The sequence below is a fragment of the Frankia sp. CgMI4 genome (assembly GCF_001756285.1).
Taxonomy (GTDB): Bacteria; Actinomycetota; Actinomycetes; order Frankiales; family Frankiaceae; genus Frankia; species Frankia casuarinae.
Window position 1 is genome coordinate 106,653 of the sequence record NZ_MAQZ01000053.1, and the last position, 14,195, is coordinate 120,847.

The following is a 14,195-nucleotide window of genomic DNA, read 5'->3' on the forward strand; positions in this document are numbered from 1 at the left end:
TCATGCCCCTTCCGGGAGCTCGTCGTGGGCGTCGTGGGCGTCGTGGTGATGGTGCTCGCCCGGATCGCCGTGCGGGCCATGKTCGTCGCCAGAGGCCCCGGGGGAGAACTCCTCGGGGAAGGCGGTGATGATCAGGCGTACCAGGTCGAYGACCGAGGGGATCTGATAGTTGGGCAGGCCGTGGCAGTGTGCCGTGCCGTCGTTGGAAACCCCAATGTGGACGTTCAATGGTTGGCCGTCGACGGTGATCTCGTAGGTGGTCGTGATGACGACGTGGTGACCGTCGAAGTCGTCCTCGCGGACACTGCGGGCCGGGTCGCCATGTACGTGTTCCGGCCGGGGAAGGCTAGCAAGATAGTTGGCGAGAAAGGCGGGATGAGTGACGTCTGTCGGGTCCGGTGGCATGTAGTTCCCCCGAATTCCAGGCGGTGCGGTGAGGTGGTGAGGCGGTGAGGTGACCAAGAATCTACCGACGGTACGGGTCTGGCAACGAGGTGTCGTCCAGGCGTCTGTGCGTCACGTGGGCCGGCGACGCCGCGGCGCCGCCGGTGCCGGGGATGCGTCAACCTGCCGACCGAGGTGTTATCGGATGGTCGACAGCGCCTTGTTCACGTCTTCGGCGTCGAACTCGACCGGGTCGAACTCGACCGGGTCGAACTCGTCTGCGTCCCGCAGGCCCAGCCATTCCAGGCGTTCGTCGTGTTCCGGATGGCCGGGGTCGCCGAGGACCTCGACGAGCTCGCCGATGCGGGCTGCTGATCGCGAGATCGTTGAGGTCCGCCTTGACCTGGGCCTCCGCCGTCGCTTGGAGAGGGCCGGGTAGCCGCCGCGCGGGATGATGTCATCACCGCGGCGGTCGCTCAGCTCGAGCCGATGCCCAACGTCCCGCCGGCTGCCGAGGTTCGGTCGATGAGAGCGGCGATGCCGTCGAGGATCCGGTCCACGCCGAAGAGAAACTCCTCGGTCTCCTCGAAGCCCGCCGGGCCGTCGCCGATCTCGCCCGCCCAGGCGATGCGGTGCAGCCGCGGATAGGTCCGCTCGTCGACGAGCTCGCGCAGCAACGCCTCGAAGCCCCAGACAGGCGGCGCGTCGCCCCCAGCCGGCCCTGCCTCCGCGTCAGCTCCAGCCCCAGCGCAAGGAGCCACAGCCGTCCGGGCCTGGGCGGCAGCCCGGGCGGCATTGTGGGCCATTCGGGCCTCGCTGAGGGCGTACGAGCTGAGCAGGCCGATCACGCGGAGTTTGTCGGCGTCAGACAGGCTGGTGCCGTCGAGGGTCTCCAGCCCCTTTTCGACGAAGGTCAGCGAATTCRGCGCAAGCGGGGGCGCGGCCATCGGCATCTGGGTGATCCAGGGATGGCGGTCGATCATCTGGCGCTGGACGATCACCCAGGCTCGCAGCCGGGCCCGCCAACCATCGCCCTCGATGACGAGGCTTTCGGCGCCCTGGGCGCTGGCGTTCCACATCATCTGGAGCAGCTCGTCCTTGGTGGCCRAGTGCCGGTAGAGCGACATCGTCGTGTAGCCGAGCTCCTTCGCCACGCGGGCCATCGACACCGCGTCCAAGCCCTCGGCGTCGGCGATCCGGGTCGCCGTCGCCACGATCGCGTCTACCGACAGCTCCGGCCGCGGCCCGCGCTGACCACGCTCGCGGCGGCCCCAGAGCAGGTCGAGGCCCGGCGGTAGCGGCGGTGACTTCTCGCTGACCATCGACCTCCCTCCTTGACTGCGAGAATACGGCTTGACGTCAACTGTATATGGCGCATACCTTTCATGTATGCCATACACAGTAATCGCGGACGGGATCCGCAAGTCCTACGATGGCCGGGCGGTGCTCGACGGCGTCGACCTGGCTATCGAGCAGGGTTCCGTCTTCGCGCTTCTCGGTCCGAACGGGGCGGGCAAGACGACGATGGTGCGCATCCTGGCAACCCTGGTCGCCCCTGACGCGGGGACGGCCGTGATCGCGGGCTGTGATCTGCTTCGCGACCCGGTCGGCGTCAAGGGCGCGATCAGCCTGACTGGCCAGTACGCCGCGATCGACGATCTGCTTACCGGCCGGGAGAACCTCGAGATGATGGCGCGGCTGCGCCACMTGCCCAGGCGCGTGGTCCGGTCCCGGGTCGACGACCTGCTGGCCGAGTTCGACCTGGCCGACGCCCGGGACCGCCGGGTGAAGACGTACTCCGGCGGGATGCGCCGGCGCCTCGACCTGGCGGCCAGCATGGTCAAGCGGCCCCTCCTGTGCCAGCGCGGGCACAGGCACCGCGGGCAGCGGACCTGCTCGCGTGACCGGGTGCCACCCTCAGAATGATTGTTCTCGATACCAATGTCATCTCCGAGCTCATGCGCGCAGCACCAGCCGACCGCGTCGTAAGGTGGGTAACCAGCCGACCCGGTGACGCCTTGAACACGACCTCGATCACCGTGGCTGAGGTCCGTTACAGCCTCGTCCGACTGCCATCCGGTCGCCGCCGTGAGTTGCTGATGGCAGCCGCGGACGATGTCTTCTCGGCGTTCCAGGACAGAGTCCTGCCCTTCGCGCCACGGCGGCCCGTCACTACGCCAGCCTCGTGGTCGAGCGTGAACAAGCCGRGACTCCGATCAGCGGCTTCGACGCCCAGATCGCGGCTATCTGTCGAGCCCGCAACGCCGTCCTGGCTACCCGCAACACCAGCGACTTCACCGGCCTGGGCTTGGAACYGGTCGACCCCTGGGAGGCCGAGGTGCTGCCCGCCGAACTGCAGGTTGCGTTCCGCCTCAAGCGCCGTCAGCAGGGCTAGCATCGGGCCGCCCACCGGCTGGTCCGTCGGCGGAGGTTCGTGGACGCCCGATATGATACGGGCTGCCCGTTCCGCTGCGTGCCCGAGGCGTCGCTGGGCGCTGGCCGTCACGCGCGGGACCGGGTAGCCGTCGTGCAGTCTGCTCGTGTCCGCATGGAGGAGCCCCGTGAGCACCCGGGTCGAGACGCTGGAGTTTCAGGCCGAGGCGCGTCAGCTTCTGCAGCTGATGGTCCATTCGATCTACTCGAACAAGGACATCTTCCTGCGGGAGCTGATCTCTAACGCGTCCGATGCCCTGGACAAGCTRCGCATCGCGTCGTTGGTCAAGGACGGCCCGCGGGTCGACAGCGCCGACCTGCGCATCGAGATCGAGGCCGACGTCAACGCTCGCACTCTGACCGTCCGCGACAACGGCATCGGGATGTCCCGCGACGAGGTCGTCGGGCTCATCGGCACCATCGCGAAGTCCGGCACGGCCGAGCTGCTGCGCAAGCTGCGGGAATCCGAGGACGGCGCGGCGTCATCCGATCTGATCGGGCAGTTCGGCGTCGGCTTCTACTCCACCTTCATGGTGGCCGACAAGGTCACCCTGCTGACTGGGAAGGCCGGTGAGAGCGGCGGCACCCGGTGGGAGTCCGACGGCGCGGGCACCTACGTCATCGAGACGGTGGACGACGCGCCGCGGGGAACCGCGGTCACGGTCCACCTGAAGCCCGAGGACAGCGAGGACCGTCTCTACGACTACACCGACGAGAACAAGATCCGGGAGATCGTCAAGCGGTACTCCGACTTCATCGCCTGGCCCATCCGGCTGGTGTCGGCCCCCGCCGCGAAGGACCGAGACTCGAACGACGACGGGACAGCCGAGTCCGGCGCCGGCGCCGAGAATGCCGGCGACCGGCCGCTCAACTCGATGAAGGCGCTGTGGGCCCGGCCGCAGAGCGAGGTCGACAAGGCCGAGTACGACCAGTTCTACCAGCACCTCAGCCATGACTGGACCGGCCCGCTCGAGGTCATCCACATGAAGGGCGAGGGGACGTTCGAGTACGAGGCCCTGTTGTTCATCCCGTCGCGAGCGCCGCTCGACCTGTTCACCCGGGATGCACGCCGCGGCGTCCAGCTGTATGTGAAGCGCGTGTTCATCATGGATGACTGTGCGGAGCTCCTGCCGAACTATCTGCGCTTCGTCCGGGGCGTCGTCGACACGCACGACCTGTCGCTCAACATCTCCCGAGWGATCCTCCAGCAGGACCGCCGGATCCAACTTGTGCGGCGCCGGCTGGTCAAGAAGATACTGGCCTCCATCAGGGCTCTTCAGGAGAACGACGCCGAGCGCTACCGCACGCTGTGGAAGGAGTTCGGCGCCGCCCTCAAGGAGGGCCTCCTCGAGGATGCCGACAACCAGGATGCGATCCTCGGCCTCGTCTCGGTGGACTCGACGCACGACGCCGATCGGCCGACCACGCTGCGCGAGTACATCGAGCGTATGAAGGACGCCCAGAACGAGATCTACTACCTGACCGGCGATTCGCGCGGAATGATCGAGAACTCGCCGCACATGGAGGCGTTCCGGGCCAAGGGCTACGAGGTCCTGATCCTGACCGACCCGGTTGACGAGGTCTGGGTCGAACGGGTGGCGGAGTTCGACGGCAAGCCGCTGAAGTCGATCGCGAAGGGCGAAGTCGACCTCGACACCGACGACGAGAAGAAGAGCAGCGAGGCCGAGCGGGAACAGCTGCGCAAGGACTTCGCCGCCCTACTGCCCTGGCTGGCGGCCAAGCTTGAGGACGACGTCAAGGAGGTCCGGCTGTCCAGCCGCCTCACCACGTCGCCGGCCTGCCTCGTCGGCGACACGTTCGACATGACGCCCGCGCTGGAGAAGATGTACCGGGCGATGGGGCACGAGATGCCACGCCCCAAGCGCATCCTCGAACTCAACCCGACGCACGCGCTGGTCATGGGCCTGCGCGCCGCACACGAACGGGACGCGGATTCCGCCGCCCTCGGCGACACCGCGGAGCTGCTGTACGGCATGGCGCTGCTCGCCGAAGGCGGAGAACTGCGCGATCCCGCGCGATTCACCCGCCTCCTCGCCGAACGCCTGGCGGAGGCGCTGTAGCGGCCGCCAACCGAGCGGGCCGTGTTTGTGCCGCGCGACGTATTCGACTTCGAGTGCGCCGAAGTGGCGCAGGCTGTCGACAGGAATCCTGCCGCGGTCCGTCAGCATGCAGGCGACCGCACACCGTAATGAGATTCGAACTCACTGTGAGGCGACAGCCCTGGCCGCGGGGCCGCGCCAAGTGCTGCGGGAAAATCCGAGCGCGACCCGTCAGCGACACCGGCGGGCGTTGAGCCGGGCGGCCTGGCGCGTCAGGTAATCGCGCTCGGCGAGGTTGGGTGCCTTGTGGGCCGCCTCGGCGTACAGCCGTGCCGCCGTCGCCAGGTCGCCGTCGCGCTCGTGGAGGTACGCCGCCACCGCGGCGTGGCGGGGCAGTGAGTCGTTCAGCGCCGCGAGCGCCGCCAGCCCGGCGCGCGGTCCGTCGGCCTCGCCGACGGCCACTGCGCGGTTGAGCCGGACGACCGGGCTGTCGGTCAGACGCGCGAGCTCGTCGTACCACTCGACGATCTGGACCCAGTCAGTCTCCTCGGCGGTGGGCGCGTCAGCGTGGAGTGCCGCGATGGCGGCCTGGGCCTGGAACTCGCCCAGCCGGTCGCGGGCGAGGGCCGCCTGCAGGATCTTGACGCCCTCGGCGATCAGCTCAGTGTCCCACCGGCTGCGGTCCTGCTCGGCGAGCGGCACCAGGCTGCCGTTGGGCGCGGTCCGGGTGACGCGCCGGGCGTGGTGGAGCAGCATGAGGGCGAGCAGCCCCGCCACCTCGGGATGGTCGACCGCGGCCGCGAGCTGCCGGGTGAGCCGGATGGACTCGGCGGCAAGGTCGACGTCGCCGGAGTAGCCCTCGTTGAAGACCAAGTAGAGGACGCGCAGCACGGTGGCGACGTCGCCGGGCTGGCCGAACCGCACGCCGGAGATGGTGCGCTTGGCACGGCTGATGCGCTGCGCCATGGTCGCCTCGGGCACCAGGTAGGCCTGGGCGATCTGGCGGGTGGTCAGCCCGCCGACGGCGCGCAGCGTGAGCGCGACCGCGGACGACGGCGTCAGCGAGGGGTGGGCGCACAGGAAGTAGAGCTGGAGCGTGTCGTCCACCGTGGGCGCGGGCCCGGGCGCCGGCTCCTCGTTGACGAGGTCCTCACGCCGGCGGCGGGCGGCGTCCGCCCGGGTCGCGTCGAGGAACCGGCGCCAGGCCACGGTGACCAGCCAGCCCTTCGGGTCCCGCGGCGGGTCGGCCGGCCAGACGCGGACCGCCTCGACCAGCGCGTCCTGCATGGCGTCCTCGGCCGCCGCGAAGTCGGCTCCGCGGCGGACGAGGATCCCTAGCACGCTCGGGGTGAGGCTCCGGAGCAGGGCCTCGTTTATCTGAGAGGTCACTCTGTGATGGTGGGCGGTGAGGTCAGGAACGGGCGCACCTCGAGCCACTCGTGGATCGGCTTCCCGCCCGCCCCAGGGGCGGCCGACAGGTCCCCGGCCAGCTCGATGGCGCGCTCGTAGCTGTCGACGTCGATCACCATCCAGCCGGCGATGAGATCCTTGGTCTCGGCGAACGGGCCGTCGGTGACCGGTGGGCGCCCCTCACCGTCGTACCGGACGAACGTCCCCTCGGGGGCAAGCGCCTGGCCATCGACGAACTCGCCGGTCCCCTCGAGCCGGGCCGCGAAGTCGTGCATGTACTGCATATGCGCCGAGATCTCCTCCGGGGTCCACTGGTCCATGGGCACGTTGTTGACCGGAGCCGGAGCGCCGCGGTAGTGCTTGAGCAGCAAGTACTTAGCCATCGTGTTTCTCCTCGGTGCTGGTGCTACCCATTTTGGTCACGTTCACCGCGGGGACGGAGCCAGTCGCGGGTTCTCGACATCGCCGGTTGCATCCCGAGCGCCGGAGTCTCAGCCGGTAAGACCCAACGGACGGCGGGTACCTTGGTGGAAGGACCCGCCTCCATGGTGGACGGAGCCTTGACGGTGTTGAACATCAAAAATGAGGAAGCCCAGCGTCTGAGCCGCGAGCTTGCGGAGCTGACGGGGGAGACCGTCACGAYGGCCGTGCTCGTCGCTGTCCGGGAACGCCTGGAGCGGATGCGCGCCGACCGCGACGAAGGTGAGCAGCGAGCGGCCCGCATCGTTGCCCTGGGTCGTCAGACAGCGGCCGCGGTGCCCCCGCCCGGCCTGAGCATCGAGGATCTCTACGATGAGCATGGGTTGCCAGCGTGATCGTAGACTCGTCGGCACTCGTCGGCACTCGTCGGCTCAAGGGTGAGGACTTCGTCCACACTGATCTGATCGCCGCGGAGCTGGACGACGAATAGGCACACCGACGAATGACCGGCTGAGTAGGCATTCCGTTGGCTTCTGACGCACCAGGCTTTGCGGGCCAGCGCCGCTTCTCCCTTCGTTTTGGCTGGGGACTTGAGGATCTTGCCGTTCTTGCGCCAACAAGCGACATCCACGTCGTCGTGGACGTGTTGTCATTCAGTATGGCGGTGTCGGTCGCGGTCGGGCACGGGGCGCGCGTCTTTCCATACTTCAGCGAGAGTTTCTGGCCGCCGGGGGTTCTCGACGGCACGCTGTCCCTGCCCACCAGCGTGGTGGTGCTCACCAGCGCGGTGATGCCCACCAGGCCCGGCCTTCTTCCGCTTGATCGTGACAGCCTGCCGCATGTCCCCTTGGCTAGGGCCAGTCGTCGCTGCGGCCCGGGACGCCCGCATCGATCACTTGCACCTCGTCGGTCACTCGCTCGGCGCCGTCGTGGCCACGGCCACCGCAGGGCTGTACCCGACAGGGTACGGTCCCTGACGGCGCATGCCGGATGGATCAGCGCGGACCCGAGGATGGCGTTCCAGTTCGAGCTGTGGAAGCGGTTGGTGTTCGTCGACCCCGCGGCGATCGCGCAGCTGCTGTTGCTCACCGCGATGGGCAGGGAAACCCTGGACGCCTGGGAGCGGACCGATTTCGAGCGGGCGAGGGAGGCCTTCGTCGGCCTGTTGGACGGTGCCGCGGCCGGTTTCGCCCGGCAGTGTGATGCCGACACGACCATTGAGCCTTTCCGCGTAACCGATCGTCACGTTTAGTGATCACGTCGTTCGATCATGCTCGATGTGCAGGAGCACGAGAGCGGCGGCGACAATCTTCCCGATCTTCCACGGGCAGACGCTGACGTTGCGCAGCGCCTTGAACGTCATCTTCAAGAGCGAGTTCCCGCGTTCGCCGACGGCCCGTTGGGCGTTGTGCGCCTTGTTGGATGCTTTCTGGTCGTCGGTGAGCGAGCCACCCTTGGGCTTCAGCCACCCTTGGGCTTCTTGATCGCGACGGTCACGGTGTCGCGTTCGCCTTCGTAGCCCAGATCGCCCAGGACCGGCAGGCCTGCGGCGATCCAGACCGCCAGCGCCGGCAAGATCTGCGGGTGCGCGCGCAGCGCGGTGGTGTCGTGTTCGCGGCCGGGGCGCACCTCGGAAGTCCACAGCGGCCAGCCATCGGGCGCGGTGACGACCTGGATGTTCCCGCCGTGATTGRCATGCTTGCCCGACCACCACAGGTCCACTCCCGCGGTCGGGCCCGGGGTGGCGTTCCGGTCGGTCTCGATCAGCGTGCCATCGACACTGACGTGGCTGTGACCGGCGGCTTTCGCGGCGAGCAGGGCGGATTCCAGCTTCGGGRCGCGCTCGGCCAGCACGGCGATCCCTTCGTGGAGGTAGTCGTAGCCGGTCGACTTCTTGATCCCATGGTCGACGATCAGTTGGGCGACCCGGGTGGCGTCGGCGAACCAGCGCAGCACGAGCACCGCCTGCTCACGACTGGTGAGCTTCCGTGTCCCCTTCCGGGTGYCGCGGCGGACACGTTCCGCTTCCAGCAGTCCGGTGACGAACTCGACCGTGTGGTCCTGGAACGGCAGTACGGCCGTGTATGTCGCACTCATGGCGCGCGGGACTCCCTGAAGCTGATCTTTGGTCGGAACAGACTTCTACCGGGGTCCCGCGTTTCTTCTTGCACCGCCCCCTTCGGACCGCCCTACCGCCTACCGTCCGTGATGCTCACGCAGAGCTATCGATCGTTGCGCGGAAAGGCTCAATGACTGATCCGTCCAGACGTGCCCGGCGGGAGACGATCCGAGCCGAGCACGCGGCCGAGGATGCCGAAGCCGCCGAGGCGGAGGCGGTGGAGTCCGAGCAGGCCGTCCTCGGTACGGGTGCCCACATCGTCGGCGGACGGGCTGCGCGTCCGCGAGGCGGCGGCAGGTCAATGATCGCCTTCGGCGAGTTCGTCGACGCCGAGCTCGGCCAGCAGCGTGGAACGCAGCCGGTCGAAGGCGGGGTCGGTCCGTCGCCGAGGGGACGCCACATCGACTGGAACGTCGAGGGAGAGCCGTCCCTCGGTGAGGACAAGCACCCGCTCCGCGAGCAGGATCGCCTCGTCAACGTCGTGCGTGACGAACAGTACCGCCGGCCGGTGGCGACGGCACAGCTGCTGGAGCAGGGCGTGCATCCTGATCCGGGTCAGGGCGTCGAGGGCCCCGAACGGTTCGTCGAGCATGACAAGGTCCGGCTCCCGAACCAGCGCCCGGGCGAGCGCGACCCGCTGTGCCTCACCACCGGACAGCGCCACCGGCCAGGACCGTTCCCGCCCGGCCAGCCCGACCTCTGCGAGCGCCACCCGTCCGCGTTCGGCGACGTCGCGGCCGGACAGACCGATCGTCACGTTGGCCAGGGTCCGCGTCCATGGAAGCAGCCGGGCCTCCTGGAAGACGACCGAACGCTGCCGGGTGGCCAGAACCTCGCCGGAGATGCCGCCGTCGAAGCCGCCGAGGATGCGGATCAGCGTGCTCTTCCCTGACCCGCTGCTGCCCAGCAGGGCGACGAACTCCCCGGAGGCGACCGTGAGGTCGAGGCCGTCGAGGACCGTGTGATTCCCGAAGGTGCGACGCAGGCCGCGGATCCGGATGGCGGCGCCGTCGGCACCGCGGGTTTCGGCGGTTTCGGCGGTGTGCTGAGCGTCGGCGGTGTGCTGAGCGTCGGCGGTGTGCTGAGCGTCGGCGGTGTGCTGAGCGTCGGCGGTGTGCTGAGCGTCGGCGGTGTGCTGAGCGTCGGCGGTGTGCTGAGCGTCGGCGGTGGCCGGGCGCTCCAGGGTGGCGACGGCCGTGGCCGCCGCCGTGGTGTTGGTGTCGGTGTCGGTGCTCAGGTTCCGTCGAAGCCGCGGCGCCATGACAGCAGCGTCCTTTCCAGGATGCGGACCATTCCGTCGCTGACGAGTYCCAGGATTCCGTAGATGACCAGGCAGAGGACCATGATGTCGGTCCGATTCCAGGACTGCGCGCTGTTGAGCAGGTAGCCGATGCCCTTGTCGGTGTTGACCTGCTCGGCGAAGACCAGCAGTAGCCAGGCGACTCCCAGAGCCCAGCGCAGACCGACGAGGAAGCCCGGGAGCGCGCCGGGAACGATGACTCGCCGGATGAGCCCGAACCGGCCGAGGCCGAAGGTCTGGCCGGCCTCCACCAGTTTGATGTCGACCCCGCGGATGGCGGAGTAGGTGTTCATATAGATGGGGAAGGAGACCCCCACGGTAATCAGGAATATTTTTGCTTCCTCGCCGATGYCGATCCATACGATGATGAGCGGCAGCAACGCGATGACGGGGATCGTCCGTAGGAAGTTCATCGCGGAGTCGACGACGTCCTGGCCGGCGCGGAAGAAACCGGCGATCACCGCGAGAGTCAGCCCGATGGTGACTCCGAGGATCAGGCCGACCCCGCACCGGTAGAGCGAGATGCCGAGGCTGTCCAGCAGCTCGCCGCTGTTCCACAGCTCCCGTCCCGCGCCGAACACCGCGGCCGGGGAGGCCAAGGACTGGTCGCTGACGAGGCCGAATCCCGTGACCGTCCACCAGGCGGCGAACAACAGCGCGGGACCGGTGAACCGGCGGACCTCCGGCGGAATCCACCGGCGCCCGCCGGAGCCGCGCGGCCCGGCCTCGGTCCGGCCGTCAGCGATGACGCCGTCGGGTAAGATGAGTTCGTTCACGTTTATCATCCCCTCGGATGGAACGTCCCGGTGCCCTGAGGTTCAGGTGGCCAGCGAGGCCTTGGTGAACGCGGCGGTCAGCTCGGCATTGAAACCCTTGTCGATCTCGTCGTTGACGTTCAGGGTCTTCGGCAGTTGGTCGACGTCGATCAGCAGTCGGGCCTGCACGCGCTGGCTCTCGATGAAGCTTTCGGAGACCGGCTTGTAGAGTGCCCGCGGCAGCGAGTCGAAGTACTTCCTCGCCGCCTGCGGGTTCTGCTTGAGCTGGCCCACGTAGTACTTCTTGATCCACTCGTCCTCATGGGCCTTCGGCCAGGCGGATGCCCGGGACAGGCGGATCAGGAAGTCCTGCACCGCCGTGCGCTTCGCCGGATCCTTGAGGGTGTTCTTCGATGCCAGCACGACCGAGAAGACCGGGAGCGGCTTGGTCTCGATCTCATAGGAACCGGGAGCCTGCTGGCCGACCGCGGCGACGTACTGCTTGGCGTACACGATGGCGTCGACCCGACCGGAGGCGAGTGTCGCTCCGAGGCTCGTGATGGGCACGTTCACCGGGGTGATGTCGCTCTGCTTCAGACCGGCGGACGCGAGCTGGTTGAGCAGATAACCGTGCAGGGAGGTACCGAGGGTGAGGGCGATGCGCCTGCCCTTGAGGTCGGCTGGCTTGTGAATCCCGGAGCCGGCCTTGACGATGATCGTCTGGGTGTTCACCGGGTTCTCCGCGACAGCGACCGCGGTCACGCCGGCGTGCGCCCCGTTCGCGAACAGTACCGGTGTATCGCCCATGAAGCCCACGTCGATCTTGCTCGCGCTGAACGCGGCGTTCATGTGCGGACCGTCGGYGAAGGTGTTCCAGCTCAACCCGTAGGAAGTGCCCCGCGCCTCGCCGGAGAGCGTGAGCGGCAGTTCCAAATACTTGCCCTGGTCGCCGATCCGCAGCGTCACCTGGCCACCCGTAGCGGCCGAACCCGCGCTGCCGCTGCCGCCGTCGTTCCCACAGGCGGCCAGGGTCACCGCGACGGCTGCGGCAAGTCCGGCGGCCAGGAGGGAAAGACGCCGCCCGCGCGGTCGTCGATGCTGCATCGGAAATCTCCCTATCGGGTCGTTCGGTCGTGATCCGGCGGACAGACGGTGGCCGTTCGGGGTGGCTTGTCGTTCGAGGTGGATCGTTGGTCGGGGTGCCGACAGCCGCGAGGGACTTGGCCCTCGCGGCTGTCAGCGGATTGCCGGCTCCGGTATTCGTGGTGTCCGCGGATATCGGCGGACAGCGGATCAGGAGCCGAGGAACGGTTCCCCGGCGACCAGTTCGGATTCCTTKCCGTCGACGCCGACCGGAATGTCGCCCTCGATGGTCACCCGGTACAGCACCCGGTCGAAGTCGAGGTGGCCCAGGTCCGACGGGCCGAGGTGGGAGGTCGCGCGGTTGTCCCAGAAGGCGATGTCACCGGGGTTCCACTTGAACCGCACCGTGAACTCGGGCCGGGAGATCTGCTCGTAGAACAGGTCGAGGATCCRGCGGCTCTGTTTCGGCGAGAAACCGATGATCTCGCTGTCCTTGGAGGTGAAGCTCGGGCTGACGAACAGCGCCCGCTCGCCGGTCTCCGGATGGACGCGCACCACCGGGTGGATCGCGACCAGCGGGTTTGCGGCGACCTTCCGCCCGTACTCGCTCTCGCTGGGGAAGTTTCCGAAGCTATGCCGGGCGCGCAGGCCGTTGGCCAGGTCCCGAAGCTGCTCGGGCAGCTCCTGGTAGGCGGCGACCAGGTTGGTCCACGCAGTGTCGCCGCCGTATGGCGGGACGATGCCGGCCCGCAGGATCGACGCGGCGGGCGGGTTCACCAGCGCGGTGACGTCGGTGTGCCAGCCATTGTCGTAGGTGACCTTCTTCTTCGTTCCGAAGAACCTGGCGTACCGCCGGCTGTCGATCGGCAGGATCTCCGGGAAGCCCGCCGGCGGCGCGTCCTMGTGCGGGTGGGCCGGGGTCAGCTTGCCGAAGCGTCGGCCGAAGGCGACCTGCTGGGCGTGGTCGATGTTCTGGCCGGGGAAGAAGACAACCTTCCACTGGTGCAGCGTGGAGCGGATCTCGGCGATGGTCGCGTCGTCCAGGTCCTCGCGCAGGTCCACTCCGTGAATCTCGGCCCCGATATAGCCGGAAAGCGGGCGGACGTCGAGTCCCAGAAGAGGGGTCGTGGTTGTCATCCTGTGTTCCTCCAGAGGTTGGGAAAAGATGCGAAGACGGCGGGGAGGGCAGCCGGAATTCCGGGTGACGGACCGGTGGGACGCGTTCTCGGGGAGTGYCGGGAACGCCTGCGCTATCGTGATCGGCACTATTGCGATCGACTACGGATTCTGTCGCGACGGACAGCGGAACGTGACGCCGGGCGGYAACATCGGCGACAACGAGCGCTGGCTGCGGGAAATCTTCCCGTACCGCCGTTCCTGGAGTCGCTCACCGGTCAATCTTCGGTCTCGCCCTTCCGGGCCGTCAACGTTTTGTGTTCTGGTGGAATTAATACCTCCGGCGGGCGGCTGCGGCGACTGTCGGTGTCCGTGATGGTGTCCGTGATGGTGTCCGCGACGGCATCGGGGCGGGCAGCGGGACGGGCAGACTGTGCGGGCGGCGGTGGACCGCGTCGAGGACGGTCGCTCCCGCCGCGACGGCCAGCACGTTCATGCCGAAGCTGCTCGGCAGCACCATCCGCTCGGGATCGGTGCACACACGTGAGTGCGCGGCGATCTCCTCGTGCAGGTCGACCAACAGATCCGGCAGGCAGAGCGCGGCGGCCTCGGTGAGAACGACGATTTCCGGGTCCATCATGTCCACGAGCAGGCTGATCATCCGACCCACCAGCCGGAGCCTGGCGCGCAACAGCGACAGCGCGCGCGGGTCGCCGGCGAGCCCGGCGTGCAGCAGCACCTGCAGGTCCGGACGGGAGATGATCCCGTCCTGGGTCGCCCGCAGCAGCATGGTCCGTTCCGACAGCGCCGCCTGCGCGCAGCCCGACCGGCCGCAGCGGCACGGGACGTCGCTGTCGGCGAGCCGCAGGTGAGCGATGCCGCCCGCAGCGGAATGCGGTCCGATGTGCACCGATCCGTCGGTGGCGAACGCGGCGTCGACCACGTTGCCGACGAACAGCTGCAGCAGGCTGCGCCGGGCGCGCGGGTCGCCGAAGAGGATCTCCGCCTGGGCCAGGGCGCGGGCGTGCCCGTCGACGTGCACCGGCATGCCCATGGCCGCCGCCAGCACCTCCCGGACCGGCACGTCATGCCAGTCCAGKGGCTCGTGTTCGATC

The 14,195-nt window shown here is 68.2% G+C and carries 15 protein-coding genes and 3 pseudogenes; 8 read left to right on the top strand and 10 right to left on the bottom strand.

All coding sequences use genetic code 11. The features are described from left to right. A complete protein-coding gene (locus Manayef4_RS07770; protein ID WP_070131116.1) occupies nt 1-405 on the bottom strand; it encodes a hypothetical protein in 405 nt (134 codons plus the stop codon). 174 nt (nt 406-579) lie between these two features. Between Manayef4_RS07770 and Manayef4_RS24830 the strand changes: the two genes are divergently transcribed. After that, the gene (locus Manayef4_RS24830) at nt 580-759 is read left to right on the top strand and encodes a hypothetical protein (protein ID WP_035909144.1); all 180 of its coding nucleotides are present in this window, start codon (nt 580-582) and stop codon (nt 757-759) included. Between the two features lie 101 nt (nt 760-860). Here Manayef4_RS24830 and Manayef4_RS07780 read toward each other — a convergent pair whose 3' ends face one another. Further along, nucleotides 861-1,706, bottom strand: coding sequence for a TetR/AcrR family transcriptional regulator (locus Manayef4_RS07780; protein WP_070131117.1), 846 nt, complete (start codon nt 1,704-1,706; stop codon nt 861-863). Between the two features lie 67 nt (nt 1,707-1,773). Here Manayef4_RS07780 and Manayef4_RS07785 point away from each other — a divergent pair, with 67 nt between their 5' ends. From Manayef4_RS07785 to Manayef4_RS26605, 5 genes and pseudogenes are all read left to right on the top strand, one after another. Continuing rightward, nucleotides 1,774-2,310, top strand: coding sequence for an ATP-binding cassette domain-containing protein (locus tag Manayef4_RS07785; protein ID WP_070131118.1), 537 nt, complete (start codon nt 1,774-1,776; stop codon nt 2,308-2,310). A gap of 32 nt (nt 2,311-2,342) precedes the next feature. Then, nucleotides 2,343-2,435, top strand: a pseudogene (locus tag Manayef4_RS26600) (VapC toxin family PIN domain ribonuclease); the annotation flags it as partial. 134 nt (nt 2,436-2,569) lie between these two features. Beyond that, entirely contained in the window at nt 2,570-2,779 is a 210-nt protein-coding gene (locus Manayef4_RS25340) for a hypothetical protein (protein WP_217494101.1), read from the top strand. 166 nt (nt 2,780-2,945) lie between these two features. Then, on the top strand, nt 2,946-4,898 hold the full coding sequence (gene htpG / locus Manayef4_RS07795) for a molecular chaperone HtpG (RefSeq protein WP_070131119.1): 1,953 nt from the start codon (nt 2,946-2,948) through the stop codon (nt 4,896-4,898). A 6-nt stretch (nt 4,899-4,904) separates the two neighbouring features. Then, nucleotides 4,905-5,003: pseudogene (locus tag Manayef4_RS26605) on the top strand (RNA polymerase subunit sigma-24); the annotation flags it as partial. Between the two features lie 105 nt (nt 5,004-5,108). Here the strand turns inward: Manayef4_RS26605 and Manayef4_RS07800 are convergent. Beyond that, nucleotides 5,109-6,254 carry a DUF6596 domain-containing protein gene (locus Manayef4_RS07800; protein WP_035731191.1) on the bottom strand — a complete coding sequence of 382 codons (1,146 nt, stop codon included), beginning with the start codon at nt 6,252-6,254 and terminating at the stop codon, nt 5,109-5,111. An 8-nt stretch (nt 6,255-6,262) separates the two neighbouring features. Beyond that, complete coding sequence (locus tag Manayef4_RS07805; protein WP_011434713.1) at nt 6,263-6,670, bottom strand: YciI family protein; 408 nt, start codon at nt 6,668-6,670, stop codon at nt 6,263-6,265. Nucleotides 6,671-6,832: 162 nt separating this feature from the next. Here Manayef4_RS07805 and Manayef4_RS07810 point away from each other — a divergent pair, with 162 nt between their 5' ends. Beyond that, nucleotides 6,833-7,102 (top strand): type II toxin-antitoxin system VapB family antitoxin, encoded by a 270-nt coding sequence (locus tag Manayef4_RS07810; protein ID WP_070131120.1) that lies wholly within the window; start codon nt 6,833-6,835, stop codon nt 7,100-7,102. A 617-nt stretch (nt 7,103-7,719) separates the two neighbouring features. Then, nucleotides 7,720-7,959 carry a hypothetical protein gene (locus Manayef4_RS24835; RefSeq protein WP_023840133.1) on the top strand — a complete coding sequence of 80 codons (240 nt, stop codon included), beginning with the start codon at nt 7,720-7,722 and terminating at the stop codon, nt 7,957-7,959. A 3-nt stretch (nt 7,960-7,962) separates the two neighbouring features. Here Manayef4_RS24835 and Manayef4_RS07820 read toward each other — a convergent pair. From Manayef4_RS07820 to Manayef4_RS07845, 6 genes and pseudogenes are all read right to left on the bottom strand, one after another. Beyond that, nucleotides 7,963-8,804, bottom strand: a pseudogene (locus Manayef4_RS07820) (transposase family protein). 320 nt (nt 8,805-9,124) lie between these two features. Further along, nucleotides 9,125-10,087 carry an ABC transporter ATP-binding protein gene (locus Manayef4_RS07825; RefSeq protein ID WP_070131122.1) on the bottom strand — a complete coding sequence of 321 codons (963 nt, stop codon included), beginning with the start codon at nt 10,085-10,087 and terminating at the stop codon, nt 9,125-9,127. Further along, nucleotides 10,060-10,902, bottom strand: a complete 843-nt coding sequence (locus tag Manayef4_RS07830) for an ABC transporter permease (protein ID WP_070131123.1) — start codon at nt 10,900-10,902, stop codon at nt 10,060-10,062. Before Manayef4_RS07830 ends, Manayef4_RS07825 begins: the two co-directional genes overlap by 28 nt. Before the next feature lie 42 nt (nt 10,903-10,944). Next, nucleotides 10,945-11,985 (bottom strand): ABC transporter substrate-binding protein, encoded by a 1,041-nt coding sequence (locus tag Manayef4_RS07835; protein WP_070131124.1) that lies wholly within the window; start codon nt 11,983-11,985, stop codon nt 10,945-10,947. Nucleotides 11,986-12,174: 189 nt separating this feature from the next. Further along, nucleotides 12,175-13,101, bottom strand: a complete 927-nt coding sequence (locus Manayef4_RS07840) for a TauD/TfdA family dioxygenase (RefSeq protein WP_070131125.1) — start codon at nt 13,099-13,101, stop codon at nt 12,175-12,177. Between the two features lie 310 nt (nt 13,102-13,411). Then, on the bottom strand, nt 13,412-14,195 hold a 784-nt coding region (locus Manayef4_RS07845; RefSeq protein WP_139140033.1), incomplete at its 5' end, for an ROK family protein.

Coding starts and splice junctions, on each gene's coding strand:
- Manayef4_RS07825 (WP_070131122.1), bottom strand. CDS start 10,087: ATGGCGCCGCGGCTTCGACGGAACCTGAGCACCGACACCGACACCAAC.
- Manayef4_RS07805 (WP_011434713.1), bottom strand. CDS start 6,670: ATGGCTAAGTACTTGCTGCTCAAGCACTACCGCGGCGCTCCGGCTCCG.
- Manayef4_RS24835 (WP_023840133.1), top strand. CDS start 7,720: ATGGCGTTCCAGTTCGAGCTGTGGAAGCGGTTGGTGTTCGTCGACCCC.